This window comes from Streptomyces sp. A0592, from assembly GCF_004795115.1.
GTDB lineage: Bacteria > Actinomycetota > Actinomycetes > Streptomycetales > Streptomycetaceae > Streptomyces > Streptomyces erythrochromogenes.
Map to the genome: position 1 here is coordinate 1 of NZ_SSBM01000024.1, position 26,490 is coordinate 26,490.

The 26,490-nt window shown below is 71.4% G+C and carries 20 protein-coding genes and 1 pseudogene; 12 read left to right on the plus strand and 9 right to left on the minus strand.

All coding sequences use genetic code 11. The annotated features are described in order from the left end of the window. Positions 1-384 (plus strand): annotated as a pseudogene (locus tag E6U81_RS40050) (hypothetical protein); the annotation flags it as partial. 40 nt (positions 385-424) lie between these two features. On the opposite strand, the gene E6U81_RS27585 reads toward E6U81_RS40050, so the two are convergent. After that, a complete protein-coding gene (locus E6U81_RS27585) occupies positions 425-613 on the minus strand; it encodes a DUF5703 family protein (protein WP_030037337.1) in 189 nt (62 codons plus the stop codon). Positions 614-660: 47 nt separating this feature from the next. Between E6U81_RS27585 and E6U81_RS27590 the strand changes: the two genes are divergently transcribed. After that, complete coding sequence (locus E6U81_RS27590; RefSeq protein ID WP_136232782.1) at positions 661-1,350, plus strand: hypothetical protein; 690 nt, start codon at positions 661-663, stop codon at positions 1,348-1,350. 60 nt (positions 1,351-1,410) lie between these two features. Here E6U81_RS27590 and E6U81_RS27595 read toward each other — a convergent pair whose 3' ends face one another. Beyond that, complete coding sequence (locus tag E6U81_RS27595) at positions 1,411-3,669, minus strand: ATP-dependent RecD-like DNA helicase (protein ID WP_240804052.1); 2,259 nt, start codon at positions 3,667-3,669, stop codon at positions 1,411-1,413. A gap of 167 nt (positions 3,670-3,836) precedes the next feature. Further along, a complete protein-coding gene (locus E6U81_RS27600) occupies positions 3,837-4,820 on the minus strand; it encodes an aldo/keto reductase (RefSeq protein ID WP_136232784.1) in 984 nt (327 codons plus the stop codon). A gap of 100 nt (positions 4,821-4,920) precedes the next feature. Here E6U81_RS27600 and E6U81_RS27605 point away from each other — a divergent pair, with 100 nt between their 5' ends. Together E6U81_RS27605 and E6U81_RS27610 are read left to right on the plus strand one after the other, a co-directional pair. Then, on the plus strand, positions 4,921-5,970 hold the full coding sequence (locus tag E6U81_RS27605; RefSeq protein ID WP_031153904.1) for an LLM class F420-dependent oxidoreductase: 1,050 nt from the start codon (positions 4,921-4,923) through the stop codon (positions 5,968-5,970). A gap of 197 nt (positions 5,971-6,167) precedes the next feature. Beyond that, entirely contained in the window at positions 6,168-6,956 is a 789-nt protein-coding gene (locus E6U81_RS27610; RefSeq protein WP_136232785.1) for a ferritin-like domain-containing protein, read from the plus strand. Positions 6,957-6,993: 37 nt separating this feature from the next. On the opposite strand, the gene corA is transcribed toward E6U81_RS27610, so the two are convergent. Continuing rightward, entirely contained in the window at positions 6,994-7,986 is a 993-nt protein-coding gene (gene corA / locus E6U81_RS27615; protein ID WP_136232786.1) for a magnesium/cobalt transporter CorA, read from the minus strand. Positions 7,987-8,041: 55 nt separating this feature from the next. Here corA and E6U81_RS27620 point away from each other — a divergent pair, with 55 nt between their 5' ends. From E6U81_RS27620 to mshC, 4 genes are all read left to right on the plus strand, one after another. Continuing rightward, positions 8,042-8,761, plus strand: a complete 720-nt coding sequence (locus tag E6U81_RS27620) for a histidine phosphatase family protein (RefSeq protein ID WP_136232787.1) — start codon at positions 8,042-8,044, stop codon at positions 8,759-8,761. A 77-nt stretch (positions 8,762-8,838) separates the two neighbouring features. Then, on the plus strand, positions 8,839-9,429 hold the full coding sequence (locus E6U81_RS27625; protein WP_030963750.1) for a DUF3090 domain-containing protein: 591 nt from the start codon (positions 8,839-8,841) through the stop codon (positions 9,427-9,429). 14 nt (positions 9,430-9,443) lie between these two features. After that, positions 9,444-10,253: an SCO1664 family protein gene (locus tag E6U81_RS27630; RefSeq protein WP_136232869.1), complete on the plus strand. Its 810-nt coding sequence runs from the start codon at positions 9,444-9,446 to the stop codon at positions 10,251-10,253. A gap of 110 nt (positions 10,254-10,363) precedes the next feature. Beyond that, positions 10,364-11,593 carry a cysteine--1-D-myo-inosityl 2-amino-2-deoxy-alpha-D-glucopyranoside ligase gene (gene mshC / locus E6U81_RS27635; RefSeq protein ID WP_136232788.1) on the plus strand — a complete coding sequence of 410 codons (1,230 nt, stop codon included), beginning with the start codon at positions 10,364-10,366 and terminating at the stop codon, positions 11,591-11,593. A gap of 131 nt (positions 11,594-11,724) precedes the next feature. Here the strand turns inward: mshC and E6U81_RS27640 are convergent, their stop codons facing one another. The 5 genes from E6U81_RS27640 to E6U81_RS27660 all read right to left on the minus strand — a co-directional run bounded on the left by E6U81_RS27640 (position 11,725) and on the right by E6U81_RS27660 (position 17,963). Then, positions 11,725-12,717 (minus strand): PAC2 family protein, encoded by a 993-nt coding sequence (locus E6U81_RS27640; RefSeq protein ID WP_136232789.1) that lies wholly within the window; start codon positions 12,715-12,717, stop codon positions 11,725-11,727. 126 nt (positions 12,718-12,843) lie between these two features. Continuing rightward, a complete protein-coding gene (locus E6U81_RS27645; protein ID WP_136232790.1) occupies positions 12,844-14,451 on the minus strand; it encodes a glycerol-3-phosphate dehydrogenase/oxidase in 1,608 nt (535 codons plus the stop codon). 41 nt (positions 14,452-14,492) lie between these two features. Further along, positions 14,493-16,019, minus strand: coding sequence for a glycerol kinase GlpK (gene glpK / locus E6U81_RS27650; RefSeq protein WP_136232791.1), 1,527 nt, complete (start codon positions 16,017-16,019; stop codon positions 14,493-14,495). 79 nt (positions 16,020-16,098) lie between these two features. Beyond that, positions 16,099-16,881: an MIP/aquaporin family protein gene (locus E6U81_RS27655; protein WP_136232792.1), complete on the minus strand. Its 783-nt coding sequence runs from the start codon at positions 16,879-16,881 to the stop codon at positions 16,099-16,101. A 314-nt stretch (positions 16,882-17,195) separates the two neighbouring features. Then, positions 17,196-17,963, minus strand: a complete 768-nt coding sequence (locus E6U81_RS27660; RefSeq protein WP_136232793.1) for an IclR family transcriptional regulator — start codon at positions 17,961-17,963, stop codon at positions 17,196-17,198. Positions 17,964-18,238: 275 nt separating this feature from the next. Between E6U81_RS27660 and metH the strand changes: the two genes are divergently transcribed. The 4 genes from metH to E6U81_RS27680 all read left to right on the plus strand — a co-directional run bounded on the left by metH (position 18,239) and on the right by E6U81_RS27680 (position 26,423). Next, a complete protein-coding gene (gene metH, locus E6U81_RS27665; RefSeq protein WP_136232794.1) occupies positions 18,239-21,751 on the plus strand; it encodes a methionine synthase in 3,513 nt (1,170 codons plus the stop codon). Positions 21,752-21,861: 110 nt separating this feature from the next. Continuing rightward, positions 21,862-22,563: an HAD family phosphatase gene (locus tag E6U81_RS27670; RefSeq protein WP_136232795.1), complete on the plus strand. Its 702-nt coding sequence runs from the start codon at positions 21,862-21,864 to the stop codon at positions 22,561-22,563. Positions 22,564-23,163: 600 nt separating this feature from the next. Beyond that, the gene (locus tag E6U81_RS27675) at positions 23,164-24,768 is read left to right on the plus strand and encodes an ABC transporter substrate-binding protein (protein WP_136232796.1); all 1,605 of its coding nucleotides are present in this window, start codon (positions 23,164-23,166) and stop codon (positions 24,766-24,768) included. A gap of 71 nt (positions 24,769-24,839) precedes the next feature. Beyond that, positions 24,840-26,423, plus strand: a complete 1,584-nt coding sequence (locus E6U81_RS27680; RefSeq protein ID WP_136232797.1) for an ABC transporter substrate-binding protein — start codon at positions 24,840-24,842, stop codon at positions 26,421-26,423. Positions 26,424-26,490: the final 67 nt, after the last annotated feature.

A 26,490-nucleotide genomic window follows, 5' to 3' on the forward strand; every position in this document is an offset into this window, starting at 1 on the left:
AACCCCGGTAACCCTGGGAACCCCGGTAACCCTGGGAACCCCGGTAACCCTGGGAACCCCGGTAACCCTGGGAACCCCGGTAACCCTGGGAACCCCGGTAACCCTGGGAACCCCGGTAACCCTGGGAACCCCGGCAACCCCGGGAACCCCGGCAACCCCGGGAACCCCGGCAACCCCGGAACGCCTGGCACCCCGGGCAACCCTGGCAACCCGGGCACCGGTACGGGCACCCCCGGCAACCCGGGTACCGGCACCGGGACCGGGGCGAACCCCGGTCTCGCCGCCACCGGCTCCGGTGACGTCCTGACCGCCGGCCTCCCGATCGCGGGTGGCCTGCTGCTGGCCGGCACTGTGCTCTACCGCCGGTCCAGGAACGCCGCCTGACGGTTGCTCACGACGCGGGCCCCGCCCCCGGGGCCCGCGCTCACCAGGTCGCGCGGACCTGGCGGATGATCCGGCGGCGCAGCCGCACGCGGCGGCTGCCGTCCCGGTGCAGGCTCAGCCGGTCGATCTCCCAGTTCCCGTACTCGGCATGGTCGGTCAGCAGGCGGGTCGCTTCCTTGCGAGGAACCCCGCGGGGCACGTACACGTCGACAAATTCGTATTCCGGCATCGCATCTATTGTGCGGGCAGAGCCCTGCTACGGATAGCGTCTGCTCTATGTCTGATGCCGCTCTGCCCACTGTTGCCGAGGTCCGCGCCGCCGCCGAGGCGGTCAAGGCCGCGCTCGACCGTCACCTCGCCGCGGTCGAGCGCAGGATCGGGGACGAGGATCCGGACGTCTACGCCGCCTTCAACGAACTCGCCGCCGCCGCCGAGGAGTACGACGAACTCCTCTACGACCGCTACGACGAGGTCACGCCCTTCGAGATCCCGACGCCTGAGGACGGCGTCCCGTACACCGGCCCCGCCGAACCCGCCGCCTTCAGCGTGCTCATCCGCCGCGACTACGCCGTCGTCGAACCGGCGCGGCTGATCGCGCAGGCCGAGCGCGTCGCCGCCCACGACCGGGACGCCGACTTCGTCCACGACGGGGGCAGCGCCGACGCCCTCGGGGTGCTCTTCGGGGAGTACGAACCCGACGAGATCGCCTCCCGCTACAAGGACTTCGGGCTGGAGGAGGGCGACTCCACGCTCTGGATCGCCGCCTCGGAGGAGGTGGCGGAACCGGGGGAGTGGCTGGGCTCGCCCTTCGGGCACATCGACCCGCAGGACGTCCTGCACCGGTTCGACGTCAGCTCCGTCTTCGACGAGGAGACGGACGGGTTCGACGACGTCGAGGAGGAGGACGAGGACGAGGACGCGGACAAGGACGAAACCGCCCGGCCGGGCCTGACGACCCCCGCCTGATCGCGCGCCGCAGACCATGGCCGTGGCCTCCCGCCCCTCGGGGCGGGAGGCCACGGCCGACTACTGCTCCGGCTGTTCGCCCGCTGCCGCCAGGGCCTTCAGCAGACCCGCCAGTCGCGTCGTACGCGGCTTGGGCAGCACCTCGGCGACCGCGCGCGGCAGCGCCTGGTCCACGCCGTGCACCACCGACAGGTGCCGCTCGGCCCGCCCGAACGCCGTGTAGACCCAGTCCCGCGACAGGGCCTGTGCCGCGTCACCCGGCAGTACGACGACCACCGCGGGCCAGCGCGCGCCCACCGCCTGATGCGCCGTCATCGCCCAGCCGTGCCGCACCTGGGACTCGACGAGCTCCTTCGGTACGACGATCCGCGCGCCCGCACGGTCCAGGTGCAGCCCCTGGGCGTCGGCCGACACGACACGGGCCGCCAGGGCCCGCCCCGGGGACGGCACGTGGACCACCCGGTCGCCAGGGTCGAAGCCGCCGAACCGCCCCGGGCCGGGGTTGAGCCGCTCCTTGAGCGCGGCGTTCAACGCCCGCGTCCCCGCGGAGCCGCCGTGCCCCGGGGCGATCACCTGCACACTGTCCGCCGGGATCCCGAAAGCCCGCGGCACCGACTCCGCCACCAGCTGCACCGCGCGGTGCACGGCCTCCCCGGCGTCCTGCACCGGCACGATGACGACCTCCTTGCCGGGAGCGTCGACCTGGTTCAGCTCCCCGATCCCCACGCCGGAGACGAGCTCGCCGAGGGGGCCCGGGTCCGGGGTGCGGGAGACCAGCTGCGGGCAGGCACGCGCCGCCAGCAGATCGGCGAACACCCGCCCCGCCCCCGCGGAGCCGAGCACTCCGGGGTCCCCGGACAGGACCAGCCTGGCCCCGTCGGGCACGCCCTCGACCAGCGCGGCCGCGCTCTCCACGTCCAGCTGCGGCGCGTCCAGCACGACCAGCAGGTCCAGTGCGAACTGCCCGTCCGCGTCCCGCCCGGGCCCCTCCTGACCGGACAGCAGCCCCGCCACCGTCACCGCGTCCGGGCCGCCTGCGGCGTGCGCGGCCACCCAGACGCGCAGTCCCAGCTCACGGGCGGCCGCGGCCAGCGCGAGCGGCTCGGCCCGGCCCGCCTCACCACCTGTATGGGTGACCAGGCCATGGCCGGCCACCGCGCGGATCAGCTCGGCGGTGGACCGGTCCGGCGCGGCCGCGGCGGCCTGCTCCCAGTCCGCCGGGCCGCCGAAGGTGCCGGCCAGCCGGGCCAGGCCGTCGGCCAGGCTCTCCTCGGCCATCGCGGCGCCCTCCAGGCCCACGAGGACCCGTACGGGCTGCTCCTCGCCCTCCTCCTCCACCGGCGGGCCGAGGGGCTCGTGGAAGACCAGGACCGAGGCCTCCGCGATGGCCCGCTCCAGCGCCTCCGCCGGATCCGGTACGCCGTACTGGGCCAGCGCCTTCTCCAGGACCGGGGCCTCCAGCGCGGTGTGCCCCTTCAGGCCCGCCTGGTCCAACAGCCAGCCCACCAGGACGCCCGTGCGCCGCTCGTCCCCAGGTCCGGACCCGGCGCCCAGCACCGCGCGGGCGAAGCCGTCGGCCTGCGTCGGGCGCACGGCGGGGACCGCCAGCAGCCGCCACGGGTTCTGCGCGAGCTCCTCCGCGGCTCCGTCGCCGAGGGCGGCCGCCACGGCGCCCGCCAGTGACTCGGGAGCGCCACCGCGGGCCAGGACGGCCCGTACGGCGTCGACGGCGTCGGCGGAGGGTGCGGGGGCCGGCGCGGGCGCCGGAGCGGCCGGACGCGGTGCCGGGGGAGCGGGGGCCGGCTTGCGGGGCGCGGCCGGGGCCTCGTCGAAGTAGACGGCGGAGGGCTTCTCGCCGCTCTCCACGGCCCGTACGGCGGCCAGCAGGTCGGCGGCCTTCCCGCTGAGCTTCGCGCCGGCCTCGACGGGGTGGTCCCGCTCGGCCTTGCGCCGGGCGATCCGCTCCCGCTCGATCTTCTGCGCGGCCAGCTCGGCCTGGGCCTCGCTGAGCCCGCCGCCTGCGGCGGGCTCAGCCCCGGCCTCCTGGGCTCCGCCCTCGGCCCCACCGTCCACTCCGGCCCCGGCACCGGCCTCGGGTGCGGCGTCGTCCTCGGGCCCTGCGGGGCTTTCCCCCGCCCCGCCCCTTCCCGGAACCGGGGGCTCCGCCACCGGGCCCCCCTCACCGGCTTCGCCCTCGCCCGGGCCGTCCCCGCCGGCTTCGCCATGCGGTTCGGCAGGCCCCGACCCGGGCCCGCCCGCATCGGCCGGGTCCCCCGCGTCAGCGGTGCCGGCCCCGAACCCGTCCGAGTCGGCCTGCACCCCGGCCCGTTCCTCCGCGGCAGCGGTGTCGGCTTCGCCGTGCGGTGCGGCAGCCGTGGCTCCGGGCCCGTGCGTGTCGGCCCGGTCTTCCGCGTCGGCGGTGTCGGCCTGCGTCCCGGCCGGTTCCTCCGCGGCAGCGGTAGCGGTATCGGCCTGACGGTCCGTACTCACAGCGTGCTCCAGTCCTGATCGGGATAGCGGTGCTCCGGTGCCGACACGTCGTCCAGCGCCCGGCAGATCTCCTCCGGAAGACTAAGCTCCTCCACCGACAAAGCCGCCGCGAGCTGCGCCGACGTCCGCGCGCCGACGATCGGTGCGACCACCCCCGGGCGGTCCCTGATCCACGCCAGGGCCACCTGGAGCGGGGTCACGGCCAGCCCCTGGGCCGCCGTCACCACCGCGTCCACGATCCGGCCCGCCGCCTCGTCCAGGTACGGCTCCACCAGCGCGGCCAGGGACTGCGAGGCGCCCCGGGAGTCGGTCGGCGTGCCGTCCCGGTACTTGCCCGTCAGCACTCCGCGGCCCAGCGGGGAGGAGGGCAGCAGGCCGACCCCCAGGTCCAGCGCGGCCGGCAGCACCTCCCGCTCGACGCCGCGCTGCAGCAGGGAGTACTCCATCTGCGTCGAGGCGATCCGGGTGCGCACCCCGGGGGCCGCGAGCTGCCAGGTCGCCGCCTTCGCCAGCTGCCAGCCGCAGAAGCCGGCCACCCCCGCGTACCGGGCCCGGCCACTGCTCACCGCCAGGTCCAGGGCCTGCAGGGTCTCCTCCACCGGGGTCGCCGGATCGAAGGCGTGCACCTGCCACAGGTCGACGTAGTCGGTGCCCAGCCGGTCCAGCGAGTCGTCCAGGGCGGCGAGCAGATGGCCGCGCGAACCGTCGAAGCGCCGGTCCGGATCGGGCACGCTGCCCGCCTTGGTCGCGATGACCAGGTCCCGGCGCGGGACGAGCCCGCCCACCAGCCGCCCGAGGAGGTACTCCGCCTCCCCGTCGCCGTACACGTCGGCGGTGTCGACGAGGGTGCCGCCCGCCTCCCAGAACGTCTTCACCTGCTCGGCGGCGGCTTCCTCGCCGGTGTCGCGGCCCCAGGTGAGGGTGCCGAGGCCGATCCGGGAGACGCGCAGTCCGGTGCGGCCGAGATGCCTCTGCTCCATGAGCGCTGAGACTACTGGGGCGCTGACGCGGAGCACCCGGGCGCGCTACAGTCCCCGCACACCAACGTTACTGATCGGTACACCGCTAAGGGGACGACACATGCGGCTCGGCATCAATCTCGGTTACTGGGGCGCGGGCATGGACGCCGACAACCTCGCCGTCGCCCAGGAGGCCGACCGCCTCGGCTACGACGTCTGCTGGGCGGCGGAGGCCTACGGCTCGGACGCCCCGACCGTCCTTGCCTGGGTGGCCGCCCAGACCGAGCGCATCGACGTCGGCTCGGCGATCCTGCAGATCCCCGCCCGCCAGCCCGCCATGACCGCGATGACCGCGGCCACCCTCGACTCGCTCACCAAGGGCCGTTTCCGGCTCGGCCTCGGCGTCTCCGGCCCGCAGGTCTCCGAGGGCTGGTACGGCGTCAAGTTCGACAAGCCGCTCGCCCGCACCCGCGAGTACGTGGAGATCGTCCGCAAGGCCATGTCCCGCGAGCGGCTGAGCTACGAGGGCGAGCACTGGACCCTGCCGCTGCCCGGCGGGCCGGGCAAGCCGATCAAGCTGACCGTGCACCCCGAGCGCGAGCACATCCCGCTCTACATCGCGGCCATCGGGCCCAAGAACCTGGAGCAGACCGGCGAGATCGCCGACGGCGCCCTGCTGATCTTCCCGGCCGCCGAGCACCTGGAGGCCACCGCGCTCACCCACATCCGGGCGGGCCGCGAGAAGGCCGGGCTGACGATGGACGGCTTCGACGTCTGCCCGACCGTCCCGCTGGCCCTCGGCGAGGACGTGACCGCCCTCGCCGACATGTTCCGCCCGTACACCGCCCTGTACGTGGGCGGCATGGGCAGCCGGAAGCAGAACTTCTACAACCAGCTGGCCCAGCGCATGGGCTACGAGAAGGAAGCCGCCGAGATCCAGGACAAGTACCTGGCCGGCGACAAGGCCGGCGCGGCCGAGGCCGTTCCGCACTCGCTGATCGACTCGACGACGCTGCTCGGCCCGGTGGAGCGGATCGCCGACGGGATGCGGGCCTACGCGGAGGCCGGGGTCACCACCCTCACGCTCGCCCCGGCCGGCTTCACCCTGGACGAGCGGATCGCCGCCCTGCGCGCCGGCACCGAGGCCATGGAGCGCGCGGGCCTGGCCTGAGCCGGTCGGCTGCCGCCGAGGGGTTCTGCGGCCGTGGTGGGGGCTCGGGGGGTCTTCCCCGCCACGGCCGACACAGCCAACAACGCGCCGGACGCCCGCGGGGTTACGCACGCGGGCCCGGCCGGGGGTTCGTTCATTCGGACGAGTAGCGCCACCCCTCGGTTGCCCGCCCGGCGGACCGGCGTTTGACTCGTTGCATGCTCTCTGCCCGCAGCCTGTTCCAAGAGATCGTCGACAACGACGACTCCTTCCAGCTGTTCTGCTCCATCGCCGCCAGCGGGGAAGCCCAGGGCGGCTGGGAGAACGCCCGTATCGCGGCCCTGGTGCCGGACGCCATGCGCGACCTCGCGCCCAAGATCACCCGGCACGGGGCCGACGAGGACAAGCACGGCCGGATCTTCCACGCCCTGCTCCGCAGACGCGGCCTGGAGGCCGTCCCGGTACCCCCCGAGACCGACTACACGATGCTCCTGGAGCGCCGCGGCATCGGCCTCGCCCACGACAAGCTGCGCCGCCAGGAGGCACTGAGCGAGGACGACATCGTCGTCTACCTCGCACACAGCCGCGTCACCGAGCAGCGTGCCGCCGACCAGATGGACATGCTGGTCCGGTACTTCGGCGACCACCCCGTGGTGGGCAAGGCCATCCACATGATCAGCAACGACGAGGACAACCACCTCGCCTACTGCCACGAGGAGCTGCTGCGGCTGGCCCGCGCCGGCCACGGCCGGACCATCCAGCGGGTGCTCCGCGAGAGCGCGCTCGCCGAGATCTCCGTCTACCGCGACGTGAGCCTCGCCGTGATGGACCACATGGGGCGGCTGCTGCACTGGCCCGCGCCCAAGGCCGCCCTGCTGGCCGCCGGCATCCGCGCGATGTACGCGTACGAGCGCTTCAGCGGCTGGCACCGGATGGTCGACCTGCGGATGCCCGAGCGGCGCAACGCCCTCGGCGGCGCACCCGTCACCACTCCCGAGTACGCCTAGGGTGCCGGCGGCGGCTGCCCCGGCCGCGCTGCCGTGTTCAGAGCCAGCCCCGGCGCTTGAACATCCGGTGCAGGCCCAGGCAGGCGCCGGCCATGAGGGCCAGTACCGCCGGATAGCCCCACCACTGGTGGAGCTCGGGCATGTGGTCGAAGTTCATCCCGTAGATCCCCGCCACCATCGTCGGCACGGCCGCGATCGCCGCCCAGGCCGAGATCTTCCGTACGTCGTCGTTCTGCCGCAGGCCCGTCTGCGCGAGGTGCGCGGCCAGCGCGTCCGACAGCAGCCGGTCCAGGCCCTCGATGTACTCGCTCGCCTTGGTCAGGTGGTCGGCGACGTCGCGGAAGAACGGCTGGGCGTGCTCGTGGACGAAGGGCACCTGACCGAACGCGAGCCGGTCCATCGGCGCCAGCAGCGGGTTCGTCGCCCGCCGGAACTCCAGCACCTGCCGCTTGAAGCCGTAGATCCGGGCCGCTGTGTTCTTGGTGTCCGAGGCGTTCGGGGCGAAGACCTCCGCCTCCAGTTCCTCCAGGTCCGACTGGAGTTCGGCCGCGACCTCGATGTAGTGGTCCACCACCGCGTCGGACACGGCGTACAGCACCGCCGTCGGGCCGTGCCGCAGTACCTCCGGTTCCTGCTCCAGCCGGTGGCGCACGGCGGCCAGCGGGGCCCCCTCGCCGTGCCGGACCGTGACGACGAAGGAATCGCCGATGAACAGCATCAGCTCCCCCGCGGACACCGTGTCCGTGGCCTCGTCGTAGAGCACCGGCTTCAGTACGACGAACAGCGAGTCGTCGTACACCTCCAGTTTGGGGCGCTGGTGGGCGTTGAGTGCGTCCTCCACCGCGAGCGGGTGCAGGCCGAACTCCCGGCGGACGTGATCGAACTCCGCCTCCGTCGGCTCGTACGTGCCGATCCACAGGAAGGCGTCACCGCTCGCCCGGGCCTCGTCCAGGGCGTCGGAGAAGTCCTGGGGACCCTCGGCGCGGCGACCGTCCCGGTAAATCGCGCAGTCGACAATCACGCCGAACATTCTCCCCCGCCGCCGACGGGCCCGCACCCGTCCGGCACCGCCTACGCTGGCCCCCATGGCCACGCTGATCCTCGTACGACACGGGCGGTCCACCGCCAACACCGCAGGGCTGCTCGCCGGGTGGACCCCCGGCGTGGGACTCGACGAGCGCGGCGCCGAGCAGGCCGCCGCGCTCCCCGGACGGCTGGCGGGCGTGCCGCTCGCCGCCGCCGTCACCAGCCCGCTGCAACGCTGCCGGGAGACCCTCGCGCCCCTGATGGCGGCGAGGCCCGAGCTGGAACTCCACACCGACGAGCGGATCGGCGAGTGCCACTACGGCGACTGGTCCGGACGCAAGCTCTCCGAGCTCTCCGACGAACCGCTGATGAAGATCGTGCAGCAGCACCCGTCGGCGGCCGCCTTCCCCGGCGGCGAGTCCATGCGCGCCATGCAGGCGCGCGCCGTGGACGCCGTACGCGACTGGAACGCGCAGATCGAGGAGAGCGACGGCAGCGACGCCGTCTTCCTGATGTGCTCGCACGGCGACATCATCAAGTCCCTTGTCGCGGACGCCCTGGGCATGCACCTGGACCTCTTCCAGCGCATCCACGTCGACCCCTGCTCGGTGACGGCGATCCGCTACACGCCGACCCGCCCGTTCGTGTTCCGGCTCGGCGACACGGGGGACTTCGGCTCCCTCGTGCGGCGCCCGGCCGCACCCGAGCCCGTCGCCTCCGACAAGGACGCCGAGGACTCCGGGAACGCCGTCGTGGGGGGCGGCGCAGGCGCGGCGTGATCGCGCGGCGCAGTAGGGTGGACGGGCCCACACACGGGCGCAGATCCGCCCCTGCCGCCGAGACTTGGAGACTGGACGTGCCCCGTCAGGTGTTCCTCTACGACCCGCCGGACCGCTTCGTGGCCGGCACGGTCGGCTTGCCGGGACGCCGTACGTTCTTCCTGCAGGCCTCCTCCGGCCCCCGCGTCACCAGCGTCTCCCTGGAGAAGACCCAGGTCGCCGCACTGGCCGAACGGATGGACGAGCTGCTGGACGAGGTCGTGCGGCGCACCGGCGGAAACGCCCCGGTCCCCGCCATGGCCCCGACGGAGGCCGCCGACACCGCCCCGCTGGACGTCCCCGTCGAGGAGGAGTTCCGCGTCGGCACCATGGCCCTGGCCTGGGACGGCGAGGAACAGCGGATGATCGTCGAGGCCCAGGCCCTGGTGGAGCTCGACGCCGAGTCCGACGAGGACCTCGCCGAGGCGGAGGAGAGGCTGCTCCAGGACGAGGAGAACGGCCCGCCGATGCTGCGGGTCCGCCTCACCGGCGCCCAGGCCCGCGCCTTCGCCAAGCGCGCCCTGGACGTGGTCAACGCCGGCCGCCCGCCGTGTCCGCTGTGCAGTCTGCCGCTGGACCCGGAGGGGCACGTGTGCCCGCGCCAGAACGGCTACCGGCGCCAGGCGTGACGGGCCAGGGGGACATGCAGGTGCACATGGAGGAGCTGCTCGCCAAGGGCGAGCTGACCGTCGTCGGCCGGATCCGGGAGGCGTCCAACGCGGTCCTGCTGTGCACCGTCACGTACGGCGGCGCGAGCGCCGACTGCGTCTACAAGCCGGTCAAGGGGGAGCGGCCGCTGTGGGACTTCCCCGACGGCAGCCTCGCCCAGCGGGAGGTCGCCGCCTACCTGGTCTCCGAGGCCACCGGCTGGGGCCTGGTGCCCGCCACCGTGCTGCGCGACGGACCCTACGGCGAGGGCATGGTCCAGCAGTGGATCGAGGCCCGGCAGCCGCAGGAGGACGCTCCCGAGGACGGGCTCCTCGCGCTCGTCGACGGCGAGGAGGCCGGTGAGGGCTGGAAGCCCGTGGCCTTCGCCCAGGTCGAGGAGGGCCGCACCGCCCTGCTCGTCCACGCCGACGACCCCGGGCTGCGCCGGCTCTCCGTCCTCGACGCCGTGATCAACAACGGCGACCGCAAGGGCGGGCACCTGCTGCCCGCGCCCGACGGGCGGATCTACGGCATCGACCACGGCGTGAGCTTCCACACCGAGGACAAGCTGCGCACCCTGCTGTGGGGCTGGGCGGGGGAGCCGCTGCCCGACGAGGCCCGCGAGGCGCTCGCCGCGCTGGACGCGCAGCTGGCCGAGGGAGCCCCCCTCGCCACCCGGCTGGCCGAACTGATCACGGCGGCCGAGCTGGCCGCCGTACGGCAGCGGGTGGCGCACATGCTGCGCACCGGAACGCATCCGCTGCCGTCAGGGCAGTGGCCGTCGATCCCCTGGCCACCGGTCTGATCAGGCCACCGGCTGTACGCACAGAACCGGCCAGACCGCAAGAGCGCCGATCAAGACAACAGTGCAGGTCCAGTTCGTTTCCGGAACATCCGTCCGGTTAGGCTCGACACATGCATGCCTGGCCCGCTTCTGAGGTCCCCGCCCTTCCTGGCAAGGGCCGCGACCTCCAGATCCACGACACCGCGACCCAGGGGACGATCACCCTCGCCCCCGGTCCCGTCGCCCGCATCTACGTCTGCGGCATCACCCCGTACGACGCGACCCACATCGGTCACGCGGCGACCTACAACGCGTTCGACCTCGTGCAGCGCGTGTGGCTCGACACCAAGCGGCAGGTCCACTACGTCCAGAACGTCACGGACGTGGACGACCCGCTCCTGGAGCGGGCGCTGCGCGACGGCCACGACTGGACCGAGCTGGCCGAGCGCGAGACCGCACTCTTCCGCGAGGACATGACGGCCCTGCGGATGCTGCCGCCGCAGCACTACATCGGAGCCGTCGAGGCCATACCCGGCATCGTGCCGCTGGTCGAGCGGCTGCGGGACGCGGGCGCCGCGTACGAGCTCGACGGCGACGTCTACTTCTCGGTGGAGTCCGACCCGCACTTCGGCGGGGTCTCGCACCTCGACGCCGAGGCGATGCGGCTGCTCTCCGCGGAGCGGGGCGGCGACCCCGACCGTGCGGGCAAGAAGAACCCGCTGGACCCGATGCTGTGGATGGCCGCGCGCCCGGGCGAGCCGAGCTGGGACGGCGGCTCGCTGGGCCGCGGCCGGCCGGGCTGGCACATCGAGTGCGTCGCGATCGCCCTGGACCACCTCGGCATGGGCTTCGACATCCAGGGCGGCGGCTCCGACCTGGCCTTCCCGCACCACGAGATGGGCGCCTCGCACGCCCAGGCGCTGACGGGCGAGTTCCCGATGGCCAAGGCGTACGTCCACGCCGGCATGGTCGCCCTGCACGGCGAGAAGATGTCGAAGTCCAAGGGCAACCTCGTCTTCGTGTCGGCGCTGCGCCGCGCCGGGGTGGACCCGGCGGCGATCCGCCTGGCCCTGCTCTCGCACCACTACCGGGCGGACTGGGAGTGGACGGACGCCGTCCTCGACGAGGCCGTGGCCCGCCTGGAGCGGTGGCGCGCGGCGGTGTCCCGGCCGGACGGCATCCCGGCGGACGCGGTGCTCGAAGAGGTCCGCGAGGCCCTGGCGAACGACCTGGACGCCCCCGCGGCGCTCGCGGCCGTGGACCGCTGGGTGGAGCTGCAGAACGCCACCGACGGCGATGACGAGTCCGCCCCCGGCCTGGTCTCCCGCACGGTCGACGCCCTCCTGGGCGTGGCCCTGTAGCACCCGTCGAGATGCCCCCGGCCCCACCAGGGCCGGGGGCATCTCCGCACCCGGACACCGGGAAATCCAGCCTCGCCGGCGTTGAGGCGCGGGGTGCGGGGCGGAGCCCGGCGAGACCCCACCCCGCCCGGCTACGCCTCCGGGGTGTCCTCGCCCGGCTCCTCCGGCGGAGCCTCCGGCGGCGGTGGGGACACCGGCGGCTGCGGCTTCGGGGGCCGGGGGAGACCCCCGCTCGTGTCCCGCAGGTACGAGCCGTCGCCCGGCTCCGCCGCCGGGCCCGCCGCCGGGTCGCGGCGCCGCAGGTACCTCTCGAACTCCCGCGCGATCGCGTCGCCCGAGGCCTCCGGCAGGTCGGCCGTGTCCCGCGCCTCCTCCAGCGTCTGGACGTACTCCGCCACCTCGCTGTCCTCGGCGGCCAGTTGGTCCACGCCCAGCTGCCAGGCGCGGGCGTCCTCCGGCAGTTCGCCCAGCGGGATCCTGATGTCGATCAGGTCCTCCAGCCGGTTCAGGAGGGCCAGCGTCGCCTTCGGGTTCGGCGGCTGCGACACGTAGTGCGGCACCGCCGCCCACAGCGACACCGCCGGCACCCCGGCGTGCGTACAGGCCTCCTGGAGGATGCCCACGATGCCCGTCGGGCCCTCGTACTTGGTCTCCTCCAGGTCCATGGTCCGCGCCAGGTCCGCGTCCGAGGTGACCCCGCTCACCGGCACCGGCCGGGTGTGCGGCGTGTCCCCGAGGAGCGCCCCGAGGATGACCACCATCTCGACGCCCAGCTCGTGCGCGAACCCGAGGATCTCGTTGCAGAACGACCGCCACCGCATGGACGGTTCGATTCCGCGTACCAGCACCAGGTCGCGCGGCTTGGCCCCGCCGATCCGGACCACCGAGAGCCGGGTTGTCGGCCACGTGATCTTCCGTACCCCGTTGTCCAGCCACACCGTGGGCCGGTTGACCTGGAAGTCGTAGTAGTCCTCGGCGTCCAGAGCCGCGAAGACCTCGCCCTTCCACTCCCGGTCCAGGTGTGCGACCGCACCGGAGGCCGCGTCACCCGCGTCGTTCCAGCCCTCGAACGCGGCCACCATGACCGGGTCGATCAGCTCGGGCACGCCCTCAAGCTCGATCACCCAGGTCTCCTTCCGAAGTTCCTTGCGTACGTGGGCCAGCCTAAGCCTTGAGGGGACACCGGCCACAGCCCACGACAGAGGGGCGGTTCCCCTCGGAACCGCCCCTCTTCCCCACCTGCGTGAGAGCTATGCCTTGCGGGCCAGCATCTCCTCGACCCGGGCCTTCACGGAGTCGTCGTCCAGGCCGCGGATCGTCACCGTCGTGCGGCGGCGCAGCACGTCGTCGACCGTCTCGGCCCACTCGTTGTCACGGGCGTAGGCGACCTGCGCCCAGATCTCCGGACCGTCCGGGTGGATGCGCTCGGCCAGCGCCGGGTCCTCGTTCGCCAGGCGGGCGATGTCGAAGGCGAGGGAGCCGTAGTGCGAGGCCAGGTGGCGCGCGGTCAGCGGGTCCATGCGGGTGCCGGGCTCACGGTCCACCAGCAGCCGGTGCGCGACCGCGTTCGGGTTGGCGACACCCGGCAGCGCGATCCGGCGCACGAGGGACTTCACGGGCTCCATGTCCTCGGTCAGCGGGCTGCCGGGGAGCTTTGCCAGCTTGTCCATGACGACGCGGCCGATGTGGCGGTAGGTGGTCCACTTGCCGCCGGCGACCGAGAGCATGCCGCCCGCGCCCTCGGAGACGACGGTCTCGCGCTTGGCCTTCTCCACGCCGCCGGGGCCGCCGGGCAGCACGCGCAGGCCGGCGAAGGCGTACGTCATCAGCGAGCGGTCGAGGTCGGCGTCCTTCACCGAGAAGGCCGCCTCGTCCAGGATCTGCTGGATGTCGGACTCGGTGGCGCGCACGTCCGCCGGGTCGCCCTCGTACACCTCGTCGGTGGTGCCGAGCAGCAGCTGGTCCTCCCACGGGAGGGCGAAGGTGATGCGGTACTTGTCGATCGGGGTGGCCATGGCGGCCTTCCACGGCGACTTGCGCTTCATGACGATGTGCGCCCCCTTGGAGAGGCGGATCGACGGCAGCGAGTGCTTGTCTTCCATGCGCCGCAGGTGGTCCACCCACGGGCCGGTGGCGTTGAGCACGACGCGTGCGTCGACCCCGAACTCGGTGCCGTCCAGGCGGTCCTTGAGCTCGGCGCCGGTGACCCGGCCGTTGGTCTTGCGCAGGCCGGTGACCTCGGCGTGGTTGAGGACGACCGCGCCCGACTCGACGGCCGCGCGGACCGTCATGACGGCCACGCGGGAGTCGTTCATCTGGTGGTCGTAGTAGACCGCGACGGCCTTGAGGTTGTCGGTCTTCAGACCGGGGTTGTCGGCGACGGCACGGGCCGGGGATATGACCTTGCCCATGCCGTCGCCGAAGGCCGAGAGGGCGGAGTAGGCGAAGACGCCCGCGCCCAGCTTGGCCGCACCCACCGGACCGCCCTTGTAGACCGGCAGGTAGAAGGTGAGCGGGTTGACCAGGTGCGGGGCCACGTCCTTGGCCAGCACCCGCCGCTCGTGGTGGTTCTCCGCGACCAGCTTGACCGCGCCGGTCTGCAGGTAGCGCAGGCCACCGTGGACGAGCTTGGAGGAGGCCGAGGAGGTGGCGCCGGCGAAGTCGCCGGCGTCCACCATGGCAACCCGCAGACCCGACTGCGCGGCATGCCAGGCCACCGAGGTGCCCAGGATTCCACCGCCGATGACCAGCAGGTCGTACGTGGCCTTCGCCAGCTGCTCGCGGGTCTCGGCACGGCTCGCGTTCGCGCCGGCGGTCGGGTGCGTACCCAGGGCGGGGACGCTCTGCAGGGTGCTCATATCTCTTTCAGCTCCTCGTCGATTGACTCAGCTGGTGCGGATCAGCTGGCGTCTTCGTCGTCGACCCAGCCCATGGAACGCTCCACGGCCTTGAGCCAGCTCTTGTACTCGCGGTCCCGCTGGTCGGCGGGCATCCGCGGGGTCCACTCCGCCGCGCGGCGCCAGTTGGCGCGCAGGGCGTCGGTGTCGGGCCAGAAGCCGACGGCCAGGCCGGCGGCGTAGGCGGCGCCGAGGCAGGTGGTCTCGGCGACCATCGGGCGCACCACGGGGGCGTCCAGGAAGTCCGAGAGCGTCTGCATCAGCAGGTTGTTGGAGGTCATGCCGCCGTCGACCTTGAGGGCGGCGAGCTCGACGCCCGAGTCCTTGGTCATGGCGTCGGTGATCTCGCGGGTCTGCCAGGCGGTGGCCTCCAGGACGGCACGGGCGATGTGCGCCTTGGTGACGTACCGGGTGAGGCCGGCGATCACACCGCGGGCGTCGGAGCGCCAGTATGGGGCGAACAGGCCGGAGAAGGCCGGCACGAAGTAGGCGCCGCCGTTGTCCTCCACGGAGGAGGCCAGCGTCTCGATCTCGGCCGCGGACTTGATCAGGCCCATCTGGTCGCGCATCCACTGGACGAGCGAGCCGGTGACGGCGATGGAGCCCTCCAGGGCGTAGACCGGCTTCTGGTCGCCGATCTGGTAGCCGACCGTGGTCAGCAGGCCGCTGTAGGAGTTGATGATCTTGTCGCCGGTGTTCATGAGCATGAACGTGCCGGTGCCGTACGTGGACTTGGCCTCGCCCTCGGCGAAACAGGTCTGGCCGAACAGCGCGGCCTGCTGGTCGCCGAGCGCCGAGGCGACCGGGACGCCGGCGAGGACGCCGTCCTTGACGTGGCCGTAGACCTCGGCGGAGGACTTGATCTCGGGGAGCACGTTGAGCGGGACGCCCATCGACTCGGCGATCTTCTCGTCCCAGGCCAGGGTGTGCAGGTTCATCAGCATGGTGCGCGAGGCGTTGGTGACGTCCGTGACGTGCGCACCGCCCTGGGCGCCACCGGTGAGGTTCCAGATGACCCAGGAGTCCATGGTGCCGAAGAGGATGTCGCCGGCCTCGGCGCGCTCGCGCAGGCCCTCGACGTTGTCGAGCAGCCAGCGGACCTTCGGGCCCGCGAAGTAGCTCGCCAGCGGCAGGCCGGTCTCGCGGCGGAAGCGGTCCTGGCCGACGTTGCGGCCGAGCTCCTTGCACAGGGCGTCGGTGCGGGTGTCCTGCCACACGAGCGCGTTGTGGACCGGCTCGCCGGTGTGGCGGTCCCACAGCAGGGTGGTCTCGCGCTGGTTGGTGATGCCGATCGCCTTGACGTCGGCGGCGGTGATCTCGGCCTTGGAGATGGCGCCGGCGACGACCTCCTGGACGTTGGTCCAGATCTCGGTGGCGTCGTGCTCCACCCAGCCCGGCTTCGGGAAGATCTGCTCGTGCTCCTTCTGGTCGACGGCGACGATGCGGCCGTCGCGGTCGAAGACGATGCAGCGGGAGGAGGTGGTGCCCTGGTCGATCGCGGCGATGAAGGGGCCGGTGCTGCTGGTCATGATGGCTGCTCCTGGCAGGTCTGGTGAGTAGGCGGAATCAGGAGTGCGATGCGGATCTTACGAGCGCTGCAGATGCTGATCAGGCGAACGCGATGTTGTAAAGACCGCCGGCGAGCACGGCACCGACGAGCGGGCCGACCACCGGGATCCAGGAGTATCCCCAGTCCGAGCCGCCCTTGTTGGGGAGCGGCAGCAGGGCGTGGACTATTCGGGGGCCGAGGTCGCGGACCGGGTTGATGGCGTAGCCGGTCGGGCCACCGAGGGAGAGGCCGATACCGACGACCACGAAGGACGTGATCAGGACACCGATGACGCCGAGGCCCTTGCCGCCGTCCTGGAGGCCCTGGGTCAGGATCGCCAGGACCAGGACGGCGGTGCCGATGATCTCGGTCGCGAGGTTCTGCACGACGTTGCGGATCTCGGGGCCCGTGGAGAAGATGCCGAGCACGGGGCCGGCCACGTCGTGCGGGTGCGGGTCCTCCGGGCCGAGCTTGGCGTCGCGGATGTGCTCCGGGTCGGCCAGGTGGGCGCGGAACTGGCCGTAGTACGTGACCCACATGATCACCGCGCCGAGCATGGCGCCCAGCAGCTGGCCCGCGAAGTAGACGGGCGTGTCGCCCCACTCGCCGGTCTTGACGGCGAGGCCGACGGTGACCGCCGGGTTGAGGTGCGCACCGGAGAGCGGCGCGGACACGTAGGCCGCGATCAGGACCGCGAAGCCCCAGCCGAAGGTGATCGCGAGCCAACCCGCGTTGCGGGCCTTGGAGCTCTTGAGTGTCACTGCGGCGCAGACGCCACCGCCGAGCAGAGTGAGCAGGGCGGTACCGATGGTCTCGCCGATGAAGATGTCGGAGCTGGACACCCGCGACTCCTTACGTACGTCCAGGGGTGGGCGGACACCGGGTCCCTCCGGTGGTTCCGCGCACTCGGTGAGTGCTGCACCGGTCCTTGGCCTTGTCGCATCCTAGCGCGTATTGCCGGTAGGTGTTCGACAATGCCGACCGATGAACGGCAGTTTTCCGCCCAGGTGAAGAACGCGTCAAGGGTCGGCCAGGCCAATGTGTCGGATCGTTACCCATAGGTGCGATCAGCCAAATCCAGCCATTCGAAGGCCGGGATATGGCGAAAAATGGGCAGAAGGGGGCCAGGTGATGGCCGAAGCCTGCTAAAGGGAGGTCAGAACCGGCCTGCGCCGAGATCGCGTGAAACGGAGCGCGCACAGTCGCGCACCGACGCCACGAGGGCAGCGCGGGGCTCGCCGTCCTCGCCGCACACCCGTTCCACGGCGCCCGCCACCGCCACCGCGCCCACCGGCATCCGGCGCCGGTCGTGGATCGGCGCCGCCACCGAGGCGATGCCCTCCCACGTCTCCTCGACGTCCGCGGCCCAGCCGCGCGCCCGGGTCAGGCCCAGGATCTCCTCGAAGCCGACGGGGTCGGTGGTCGTACGGGGGGTGAAGGCGTCGCGCTCCACCTCCAGCGCCTGGGTGTGCGCGACCGGGTCGTACGCCGACAGCACCTTGCCCAGGGCGGTCGAGTGCAGCGGCTGCATGGCCCCGACCTCCAGCACCTGGCGGCTGTCGTCGGGCCGGAACACGTGGTGCATGATCAGCACCCCGCTCTGGTGCAGCACGCCCACGTACACGCTCTCGCCGCTCGCCCGGGCCAGGTCGTCCGTCCACACCAGGGCGCGGGCGCGCAGCTCGTGGACGTCGAGGTAGCTGTTGCCCAGGCGCAGCAGCTCGGCGCCCAGCTGGTAGCGGCCCGAGGCCGGGTCCTGCTCCACGAAGCCCTCTGCCTGCAGGGTGCGCAGGATGCCGTGGGCCGTGCCCTTGGCCAGCCCCAGCGACGAGGCAACGTCGGAGAGCCCCAGCCGGCGCTCTCCGCCCGCCAGGAGTCGCAGCATCGCAGCGGCTCGTTCGAGCGACTGGATGTTCCGTGCCATCGCGCAGCCTCCTGCTGACCTTCGTTACTACTGACCATCTTGACGCGGTTCGACAATGCTGAACAGTATCGGTCGATGCCGACCTCGCGCACCGTCGGAGATCTGTTCGCCGTACGGTCGCCGGGACATCCCGCGCCACGTTCCCGCCACAGAATGCAGTCCGCCACGTGGGACACCCACACCGGGGCCGGTGCCTCGCGGTTACCCTGGCCGCGTGCACCCCTGACACAGCGGGGGCGCAAAGCCGACAGCCGTCGCATCCCAGGGAGCACTCCATGGCCTCGTTGCCGAACCCGTCCGCCGACACCCAGACCCGGGCCGACGCCCTCCGGGAGGCGCTCGCGACCCGCGTGGTCGTCGCCGACGGAGCCATGGGAACGATGCTCCAGGCGCAGGACCCCACCATGGAGGACTTCCAGCAGCTCGAAGGCTGCAACGAGGTCCTCAACATCACCCGCCCCGACATCGTGCGCTCCGTCCACGAGGCGTACTTCTCGGTGGGCGTGGACTGCGTCGAGACCAACACCTTCGGCACGAACTACGCGGCCCTCGCCGAGTACGACATCGCCGAACGCAACTTCGAGCTGTCGGAGGCGGGCGCACGCATCGCCCGCGAGGTCGCCGACGAGTTCACCGCCTCCACCGGCCAGCAGCGCTGGGTCCTCGGCTCCATGGGCCCCGGCACCAAGCTCCCCACGCTCGGCCACATCGGCTACGCCCAGATCCGCGACGCCTACCAGGTCAACGCCGAGGGCCTGATCTCCGGCGGCGCCGACGCGCTGCTCGTCGAGACCACCCAGGACCTCCTGCAGACGAAGTCCTCGATCATCGGCGCCCGCCGGGCCATGGAGGCCCTCGGTGTCACCGTCCCGCTGATCTGCTCCGTCACCGTCGAGACCACCGGCACCATGCTCCTCGGGTCGGAGATCGGCGCGGCCCTGACCGCGCTGGAGCCCCTCGGCATCGACATGATCGGCCTGAACTGCGCCACCGGCCCCGCCGAGATGAGCGAGCACCTGCGCTACCTCGCGCGCAACGCCCGCATCCCGCTCTCCTGCATGCCCAACGCCGGCCTGCCCGTCCTGACCAAGCAGGGCGCGCACTACCCGCTGACCGCCGCCGAGCTCGCCGACGCCCAGGAGACCTTCGTCCGCGAGTACGGCCTCTCCCTGGTCGGCGGCTGCTGCGGCACCACCCCGGAGCACCTGCGCCAGGTCGTCGAGCGGGTCCGCGGCACGGCCGTCGTCCAGCGCGACCCCCGGCCCGAGCCCGGCGCCGCCTCGCTCTACCAGACCGTCCCCTTCCGCCAGGACACCTCGTACATGGCGATCGGCGAGCGCACCAATGCCAACGGTTCCAAGAAGTTCCGCGAGGCCATGCTGGAAGGCCGCTGGGACGACTGCGTCGAGATGGCCCGCGACCAGATCCGCGAGGGCGCGCACATGCTCGACCTCTGCGTGGACTACGTCGGCCGCGACGGCGTCGCCGACATGGAGGAGCTCGCCGGCCGCTTCGCCACCGCCTCCACCCTGCCGATCGTCCTGGACTCCACCGAGGTTCCCGTCATCAAGGCGGGCCTGGAGAAGCTCGGCGGCCGCGCCGTCATCAACTCGGTGAACTACGAGGACGGCGACGGCCCCGAGTCCCGCTTCGCCAAGGTCACCCGGCTGGCCCAGGAGCACGGCGCCGCGCTCATCGCGCTGACCATCGACGAGGAGGGCCAGGCCCGCACCGTCGAGCACAAGGTCGCCATCGCCGAACGCCTCATCGAGGACCTCACCGGCAACTGGGGCATCCGCGAGTCCGACATCCTCATCGACACGCTGACCTTCACCATCTGCACCGGCCAGGAGGAGTCCCGCAAGGACGGCATCGCCACGATCGAGTCGATCCGCGAGCTCAAGCGCCGCCACCCCGACGTCCAGACCACGCTGGGCCTGTCGAACATCTCCTTCGGCCTGAACCCGGCCGCCCGCGTCCTGCTGAACTCCGTCTTCCTCGACGAGTGCGTCAAGGCCGGCCTCGACTCGGCCATCGTCCACGCCTCCAAGATCCTGCCGATCGCCCGGTTCGACGAGGAGCAGGTCACCACCGCCCTCGACCTGGTCTACGACCGCCGCACCGAGGACTACGACCCGCTGCAGAAGCTGATGGCCCTCTTCGAGGGCGTCAACACCAAGTCCCTGAAGGCGGGACGCGCCGAGGAACTCCTCGCCCTGCCCCTGGACGAGCGCCTGCAGCGCCGCATCATCGACGGCGAGAAGAACGGCCTGGAGGCCGACCTCGACGAGGCCCTCCAGACCCGCCCCGCCCTCGACATCGTCAACGACACCCTCCTGGAGGGCATGAAGGTCGTCGGCGAGCTCTTCGGCTCCGGCCAGATGCAGCTCCCCTTCGTCCTGCAGTCCGCCGAGGTCATGAAGTCGGCCGTGGCCCACCTCGAACCGCACATGGAGAAGACCGACGACGAGGGCAAGGGCACCATCGTCCTGGCCACCGTCCGCGGCGACGTCCACGACATCGGCAAGAACCTCGTCGACATCATCCTGACCAACAACGGCTACAACGTCGTCAACATCGGCATCAAGCAGCCCGTCTCCGCGATCCTCGAAGCCGCCCAGGAGCACAAGGCCGACGTCATCGGCATGTCCGGCCTGCTCGTGAAGTCGACCGTGATCATGAAGGAGAACCTGGAGGAGCTGAACCAGCGCAAGCTGGCCGCCGACTACCCGGTGATCCTCGGCGGCGCCGCCCTCACCCGCGCCTACGTCGAGCAGGACCTCCACGAGATCTACGAGGGCGAGGTCCGCTACGCCCGCGACGCCTTCGAGGGCCTGCGCCTCATGGACGCCCTCATCGCCGTCAAGCGCGGCGTGCCCGGCGCCACCCTGCCCGAGCTCAAGCAGCGCCGCGTCGCCAAGCGCGACGCTCCCGCCCTCCAGGTGGAGGAGCCTGAGGAGACCGGAGGCCGCTCCGACGTGTCCGTCGACAACCCGGTGCCCACCCCGCCGTTCTGGGGCACCCGGGTGGTCAAGGGCATCCCGCTCAAGGACTACGCCTCCTGGCTGGACGAGGGCGCCCTCTTCAAGGGCCAGTGGGGCCTCAAGCAGGCCCGCGCCGGCGGGGCCACGTACGAGGAGCTCGTCGAGAGCGAGGGCCGCCCGCGGCTGCGCGGCCTCCTGGAGAAGCTGCACACCGAGAACCTCCTGGAGGCTGCCGTCGTCTACGGCTACTTCCCCTGCGTCTCCAAGGGCGAGGACCTGATCATCCTCGACGACGCCGGCAACGAGCGGACCCGCTTCACCTTCCCGCGCCAGCGCCGCGGCCGCCGCCTGTGCCTCGCGGACTTCTTCCGCCCGGAGGAGTCCGGCGAGACCGACGTCGTCGGCCTCCAGGTGGTCACCGTCGGCTCGAAGATCGGCGAGGCCACCGCCAAGCTGTTCGCGTCCGACTCCTACCGCGAGTACCTGGAGCTGCACGGCCTGTCCGTCCAGCTCGCCGAGGCCATGGCCGAGTACTGGCACGCCCGCGTCCGCGCCGAGCTCGGATTCGGCGGCGAGGACCCGTCCAAGGTCGAGGACATGTTCGACCTCAAGTACCGCGGCGCCCGCTTCTCCCTCGGCTACGGCGCCTGCCCCGACCTGGAGGACCGCGCGAAGATCGCCGACCTCCTCCAGCCGGAGCGGATCGGCGTCCACCTCTCGGAGGAGTTCCAGCTCCACCCGGAGCAGTCGACGGACGCCATCGTGATTCACCACCCCGAAGCGAAGTATTTCAACGCACGCTGAGCTCCGGCGACGTACACTTGTCGGTCCCATACAGGCCGGTCGCCTGTTCCCCCGGGGATGCCCCGCGGGAAGAGGTGACCGGCCTTCTCGTCCCTTCGAGAGGCACGCGCATGACGAGCACCGTTCCCGCCCCGGTCACCCGCACGGCCGACGGCTCGGCCCTGCAGGCGGTTCTGCTCGACATGGACGGCACCCTGGTGGACACCGAGGGCTTCTGGTGGGAGATCGAGGCGCAGGTCTTCCGCGAGCTCGGCCACCGGCTCGAGGACGCCTGGCGCGACGAGGTCGTCGGCGGGCCCATGACCCGCAGCGCCGGCTTCCTGATCGAAGCCACCGGGGCCGCCATCACCATCGCCGAGCTGAGCGTCCTGCTCAACGAGCGCTTCGAGGCCCGCATCGCCGACCGGGTCCCGCTCATGCCGGGCGCCGAGCGGCTGCTGGCCGAGCTGGCCCGGCACAACGTGCCCACCGCCCTCGTCTCCGCCTCTCACCGCCGGGTCATCGACCAGGTCCTGCTCACCCTCGGCCGCGACCGGTTCACGCTGACGGTCGCCGGCGACGAGGTCGCCCGTACCAAGCCGCACCCCGACCCGTACCTGCTCGCCGCGCGGACGCTGGGCGCGCACCCCTCCCGGTGCGCCGTCATCGAGGACACCCGTACCGGAGTGGCGGCCGCGGAGGCCGCCGGCTGCCGGGTCGTGGCCATCCCCTCGGTCGGCGTGATCGAACCGGCCCCCGGGCGTACGGTCGTCCGCTCGCTGGAGGACGTCGACCTCGCCTTCCTGCGCTCCCTCATCGCCCCCATGAACTGAGAGTGACGACGGGCGGGTCCGGAGCCCGGCCCGCGCCCCGCTCAGGCGCGCGACCCACCCAACTGGACACATCGGCATGCAGTGCCCTACATCGGTATGCATTGCCACGCAATGGAATCCCCCGAGCACGCTCTGTACCGAATGGAACCCCGTCGGGCCGCGTCCCGACGGAAGGATCTTCCGTCTCAGGCCCCGGAGGCTGAAATTCCATCCCCTCCGGTGCTGTTGCGCAGGGTGACCTTGGTCACGCGCCACACCCCCGAAGGACCTGTCCGGGGACCCCGACGGCTTCCAATGTGTCCACATTGATCAGCCCCTGACCGAATCTGCGCAGCCCTGCCTGCGAACAGGCAGTTCGCTCCGATCACGGTGCGATTACGCCCCAAGTCCGGCCAGTTCCAGCCATCCCGCCCCGGACCACTAGTGTCGAGCCGGGCACTGCGCCGCACCCAGCCGCGTCCCGGACACACACCCCTGTTCCGGACCGCGTGGACCGATCGTCACAACACCGGCCCGATCGTTCCGCCCTGAACGGGCGACCGCCGCGAGTGCCCTCCACACCGCTTTGAGCAAGTGCCGGTTACAGGGAGTACTTCCAGCATGAACCGCAAGACCATGGTGCTGACGGCCGCGGCCGGACTGCTCACCCCCGCGCTGGCCGCATGCGGCACCGCGAGTGGCGGAGGAGCCGGATCCGCGGCGATCGTCGTCGGGACCACCGACCGGTTCGAGGCCGCAGACTTCGCTCCCGCCCCCTTCGACCCCGCCTACGCCTACGACGCCGGCGCCTGGAACATCCTGCGCCAGACCGTCCAGACGCTGATGCACACCCCCCGCGGCGGCGGCCAGCCCGTCCCCGAAGCGGCCTCCGCGTGCCGCTTCACCGACTCCGGCAACGAGAGCTACCGCTGCACCCTGCGCCCCGGGCTCAAGTTCGCGAGCGGCGACCCGCTCACCGCCAAGGACGTCAAGTTCTCCATCGACCGGGTCCTCGCCATCAAGGACGAGAACGGCCCCTCCTCGCTGCTCTCCACCCTCGACAACGTCGAGGTCAAGGGCGAGGACACCGTGGTCTTCCACCTGAAGACCCCGGACGCGACCTTCCCCTTCAAGCTCTCCACCCCCGCCGCCGGCATCGTCAGCGAGAAGGACTACGACGCCAAGAAGCTCCGCGAGGGCTTCGAGGTGGACGGCTCCGGGCCCTACACCATGAAGGCCGAGGTCAAGGAGAACCGCCTCGTCCGCGCCGTCTTCAGCAAGAACCCCCATTACAAGGGCGACATCAAGCTGCAGAACGACAAGGTCGAGCTGCGTACCTACCCCGACTCCCCGGCCATGGGCAAGGCCCTCACGGACGGGAAGATCCACATGGTCTCCCGCACCCTGTCGCCCGCCCAGATCACCGAGCTCAGCGCCAACCCGCCCAAGGGCGTCAAGCTGGTCCCGATGCCCGGCCTGGAGATCCGCTACCTCGGCTTCAACACCGACGCGCCCGTCGTCAAGGACAAGGCCGTGCGCCAGGCGCTCGCCGCCGCCGTCGACCGCGGCGCGCTGATCTCCAAGGTCTACGGCAAGTCCGCCCAGCCGCTCTACTCGCTGGTCCCCACCAGCGTGACCGGCCACGTCAACTCCTTCTACAACAAGTACGGCGACGGCAACACGCCCAAGGCCGCCGCGCTGCTGAAGGAAGCCGGGATCAAGACCCCGGTCAAGCTGACGCTGCACTACACCAACGACCACTACGGCGACGGCACGGCGGCCGAGTTCGAGGCCCTCAAGGCCCAGCTCAACGCCACCCAGCTGTTCGACATCACCGTCCAGGGCAGCGAGTGGGCGGAATTCCGCCCCGCACAGAAGAAGGGCGACCACGCCGCCTACGGGCTCGGCTGGTTCCCCGACTACCCGGACGCCGACAACTTCCTCGCCCCGTTCCTGGAGCAGGACAACTTCCTGGGCACGCCGTACGCCAACAACGCGGTGCGCACCAGGCTCCTCCCCGAATCCCGGCGCGCGGTCGACCGTAACGTCGCCGCACCCGCGATCACGGAGATGCAGGACATCGTCGCCGAGGACGTACCCGTCCTGCCCCTGTGGCAGGGCAAGCAGTACGTCGCCGCACGCGACGGGATCACCGGAGTGGAGTGGTCGGTCAACGCCATCTCCGACCTCCAGTTGTGGGAGCTCGGCCGTGGCGTAAGCGGCTGAGCAAGGCAAAGACCGGCAGCGGGTGTCGCGGGCCGGAGCAACGAAACAGTTCGACTGTGAAGGACGTTCGCGTGAATCGACGTAACCAGTGGCTGGCGGCCCCGCTCGGCGCGGCCACCGCCGCCGCGCTGCTCAGCGGTTGCGGTTCGACCGATGGCTCCAATGCCGGCAGCGGCAAGGGCGTGGTCATGGGCATATCCGACAAGGTGAAGTCCACCGACCCGGCCTCCGGCTACGACCCGGGCTCCTGGCTGCTCTTCAACAACGTCTTCCAGTCGCTGCTGAGCTTCCCCAAGGGCGGAACCACCCCCGAGCCCGACGCGGCCCAGAGCTGCGGCTTCGAGGGCGGCGACAGCAAGCTCTTCAAGTGCACGCTCAAGTCCGACCTGAAGTTCAGCAACGGCAACGAGCTCACCTCGAAGGACGTCAAGTACTCCTTCGAGCGCACGCTGAAGATCAACGACGAGAACGGCCCCGCCGTCATGCTCGCCTCGATCGCCGGCATCGACGCCCCGGACGAGAAGACCGTCGTCTTCCGCCTGAAGACCTCCGACGCCACGTTCCCGAGCAAGATCGCCTCGGGTGCGGGCTCCATCGTCGACCACCGCGAGTACCCGGCCGACAAGCTCCGCACCGACAACAAGGCCGTCGGCTCCGGCGTCTACAAGCTCGACTCCTTCAGCGAGAAGAGCGCCTCCTTCTCGGTCAACGAGTCCTACACCGGCAAGGCCAAGGCCAAGAACACCGGCGTCACCCTGAAGTTCTTCAACGGCGACCAGGCCGGCCTCAAGACCGTCCTGGAGAGCGGAGACGTCGACTTCGCCTTCCGCGGCCTCGCCGCGAAGGACATCGCCGCCCTCGCCTCCAGCAAGACCGGCGACGAGAAGGTCGACGTCGTCCAGGGCACCGGTGCCGAGGTCGAGCACATGGTCTTCAACATGAACGACCCGGTCGTCGGCAAGCTCCCCGTCCGCAAGGCCATCGCCTACCTCGTGGACCGAGAAGCCCTCGTCAAGGACGTGTACGCCGGAACCGCCACCGCGCTGTACTCCATCGTCCCGACCGGCATCGCCGGCCACACCACGCCGTTCTTCGACCGCTACGGCGGCACCCCGCAGCCCGAGAAGGCCAAGGCCGTCCTCAAGGCCGCGAACATCAACGGCAAGGTCAAGGTCACCCTGTACTCGACCCCGTCCCGCTACGGCCCCTCCACCGACCAGCAGTTCGAGGTCATCGCCAAGCAGCTCAACGACAGCGGCCTCTTCGAGGCCGACGTCAAGTCCGTCGAGTACGAGCAGTACGAGCAGGACATCCAGGCGGGCAAGTACGGCATCTACGTCAAGGGCTGGGTCCCCGACTACCCGGACGCCGACAACTTCACCCAGCCGTTCTTCGGCCCGGGCAACGTCCTGAACAACAACTACGACAACAAGGAGATCACCGGGACGATCATCCCGTCGACCTCCGCGAAGTCCGACCGCACCGCGGCCAACACCGACTACAACCGGCTCCAGGACATCGTCGCCGACGAGCTCCCGCTCCTCCCGCTCTGGCAGGGCAAGCAGTACGCCGTCACCCGCCAGAACGTCAACGGCCTGCAGTGGTCCCTCGACGCCTCCACGGTCTTCCGCTTCTGGGAGATCAGCAAGGGCTGATCCGGGCCGCCCCCGGACACACCACGGGGCCGCACGCGCGAGATCCACTCGCACGTGCGGCCCCGTG

What these genes read in the sequence shown, in the direction of transcription:
- E6U81_RS27585 (WP_030037337.1), bottom strand. Translation starts at nt 613, where the DNA reads ATGCCGGAATACGAATTTGTCGACGTGTACGTGCCCCGCGGGGTTCCT.
- E6U81_RS27590 (WP_136232782.1), top strand. Translation starts at nt 661, where the DNA reads ATGTCTGATGCCGCTCTGCCCACTGTTGCCGAGGTCCGCGCCGCCGCC.
- E6U81_RS27600 (WP_136232784.1), bottom strand. Translation starts at nt 4,820, where the DNA reads ATGGAGCAGAGGCATCTCGGCCGCACCGGACTGCGCGTCTCCCGGATC.
- E6U81_RS27605 (WP_031153904.1), top strand. Translation starts at nt 4,921, where the DNA reads ATGCGGCTCGGCATCAATCTCGGTTACTGGGGCGCGGGCATGGACGCC.
- E6U81_RS27610 (WP_136232785.1), top strand. Translation starts at nt 6,168, where the DNA reads ATGCTCTCTGCCCGCAGCCTGTTCCAAGAGATCGTCGACAACGACGAC.
- corA (WP_136232786.1), bottom strand. Translation starts at nt 7,986, where the DNA reads ATGTTCGGCGTGATTGTCGACTGCGCGATTTACCGGGACGGTCGCCGC.
- E6U81_RS27620 (WP_136232787.1), top strand. Translation starts at nt 8,042, where the DNA reads ATGGCCACGCTGATCCTCGTACGACACGGGCGGTCCACCGCCAACACC.
- E6U81_RS27630 (WP_136232869.1), top strand. Translation starts at nt 9,444, where the DNA reads ATGCAGGTGCACATGGAGGAGCTGCTCGCCAAGGGCGAGCTGACCGTC.
- mshC (WP_136232788.1), top strand. Translation starts at nt 10,364, where the DNA reads ATGCATGCCTGGCCCGCTTCTGAGGTCCCCGCCCTTCCTGGCAAGGGC.
- E6U81_RS27645 (WP_136232790.1), bottom strand. Translation starts at nt 14,451, where the DNA reads ATGAGCACCCTGCAGAGCGTCCCCGCCCTGGGTACGCACCCGACCGCC.
- glpK (WP_136232791.1), bottom strand. Translation starts at nt 16,019, where the DNA reads ATGACCAGCAGCACCGGCCCCTTCATCGCCGCGATCGACCAGGGCACC.
- E6U81_RS27660 (WP_136232793.1), bottom strand. Translation starts at nt 17,963, where the DNA reads ATGGCACGGAACATCCAGTCGCTCGAACGAGCCGCTGCGATGCTGCGA.
- metH (WP_136232794.1), top strand. Translation starts at nt 18,239, where the DNA reads ATGGCCTCGTTGCCGAACCCGTCCGCCGACACCCAGACCCGGGCCGAC.
- E6U81_RS27670 (WP_136232795.1), top strand. Translation starts at nt 21,862, where the DNA reads ATGACGAGCACCGTTCCCGCCCCGGTCACCCGCACGGCCGACGGCTCG.
- E6U81_RS27675 (WP_136232796.1), top strand. Translation starts at nt 23,164, where the DNA reads ATGAACCGCAAGACCATGGTGCTGACGGCCGCGGCCGGACTGCTCACC.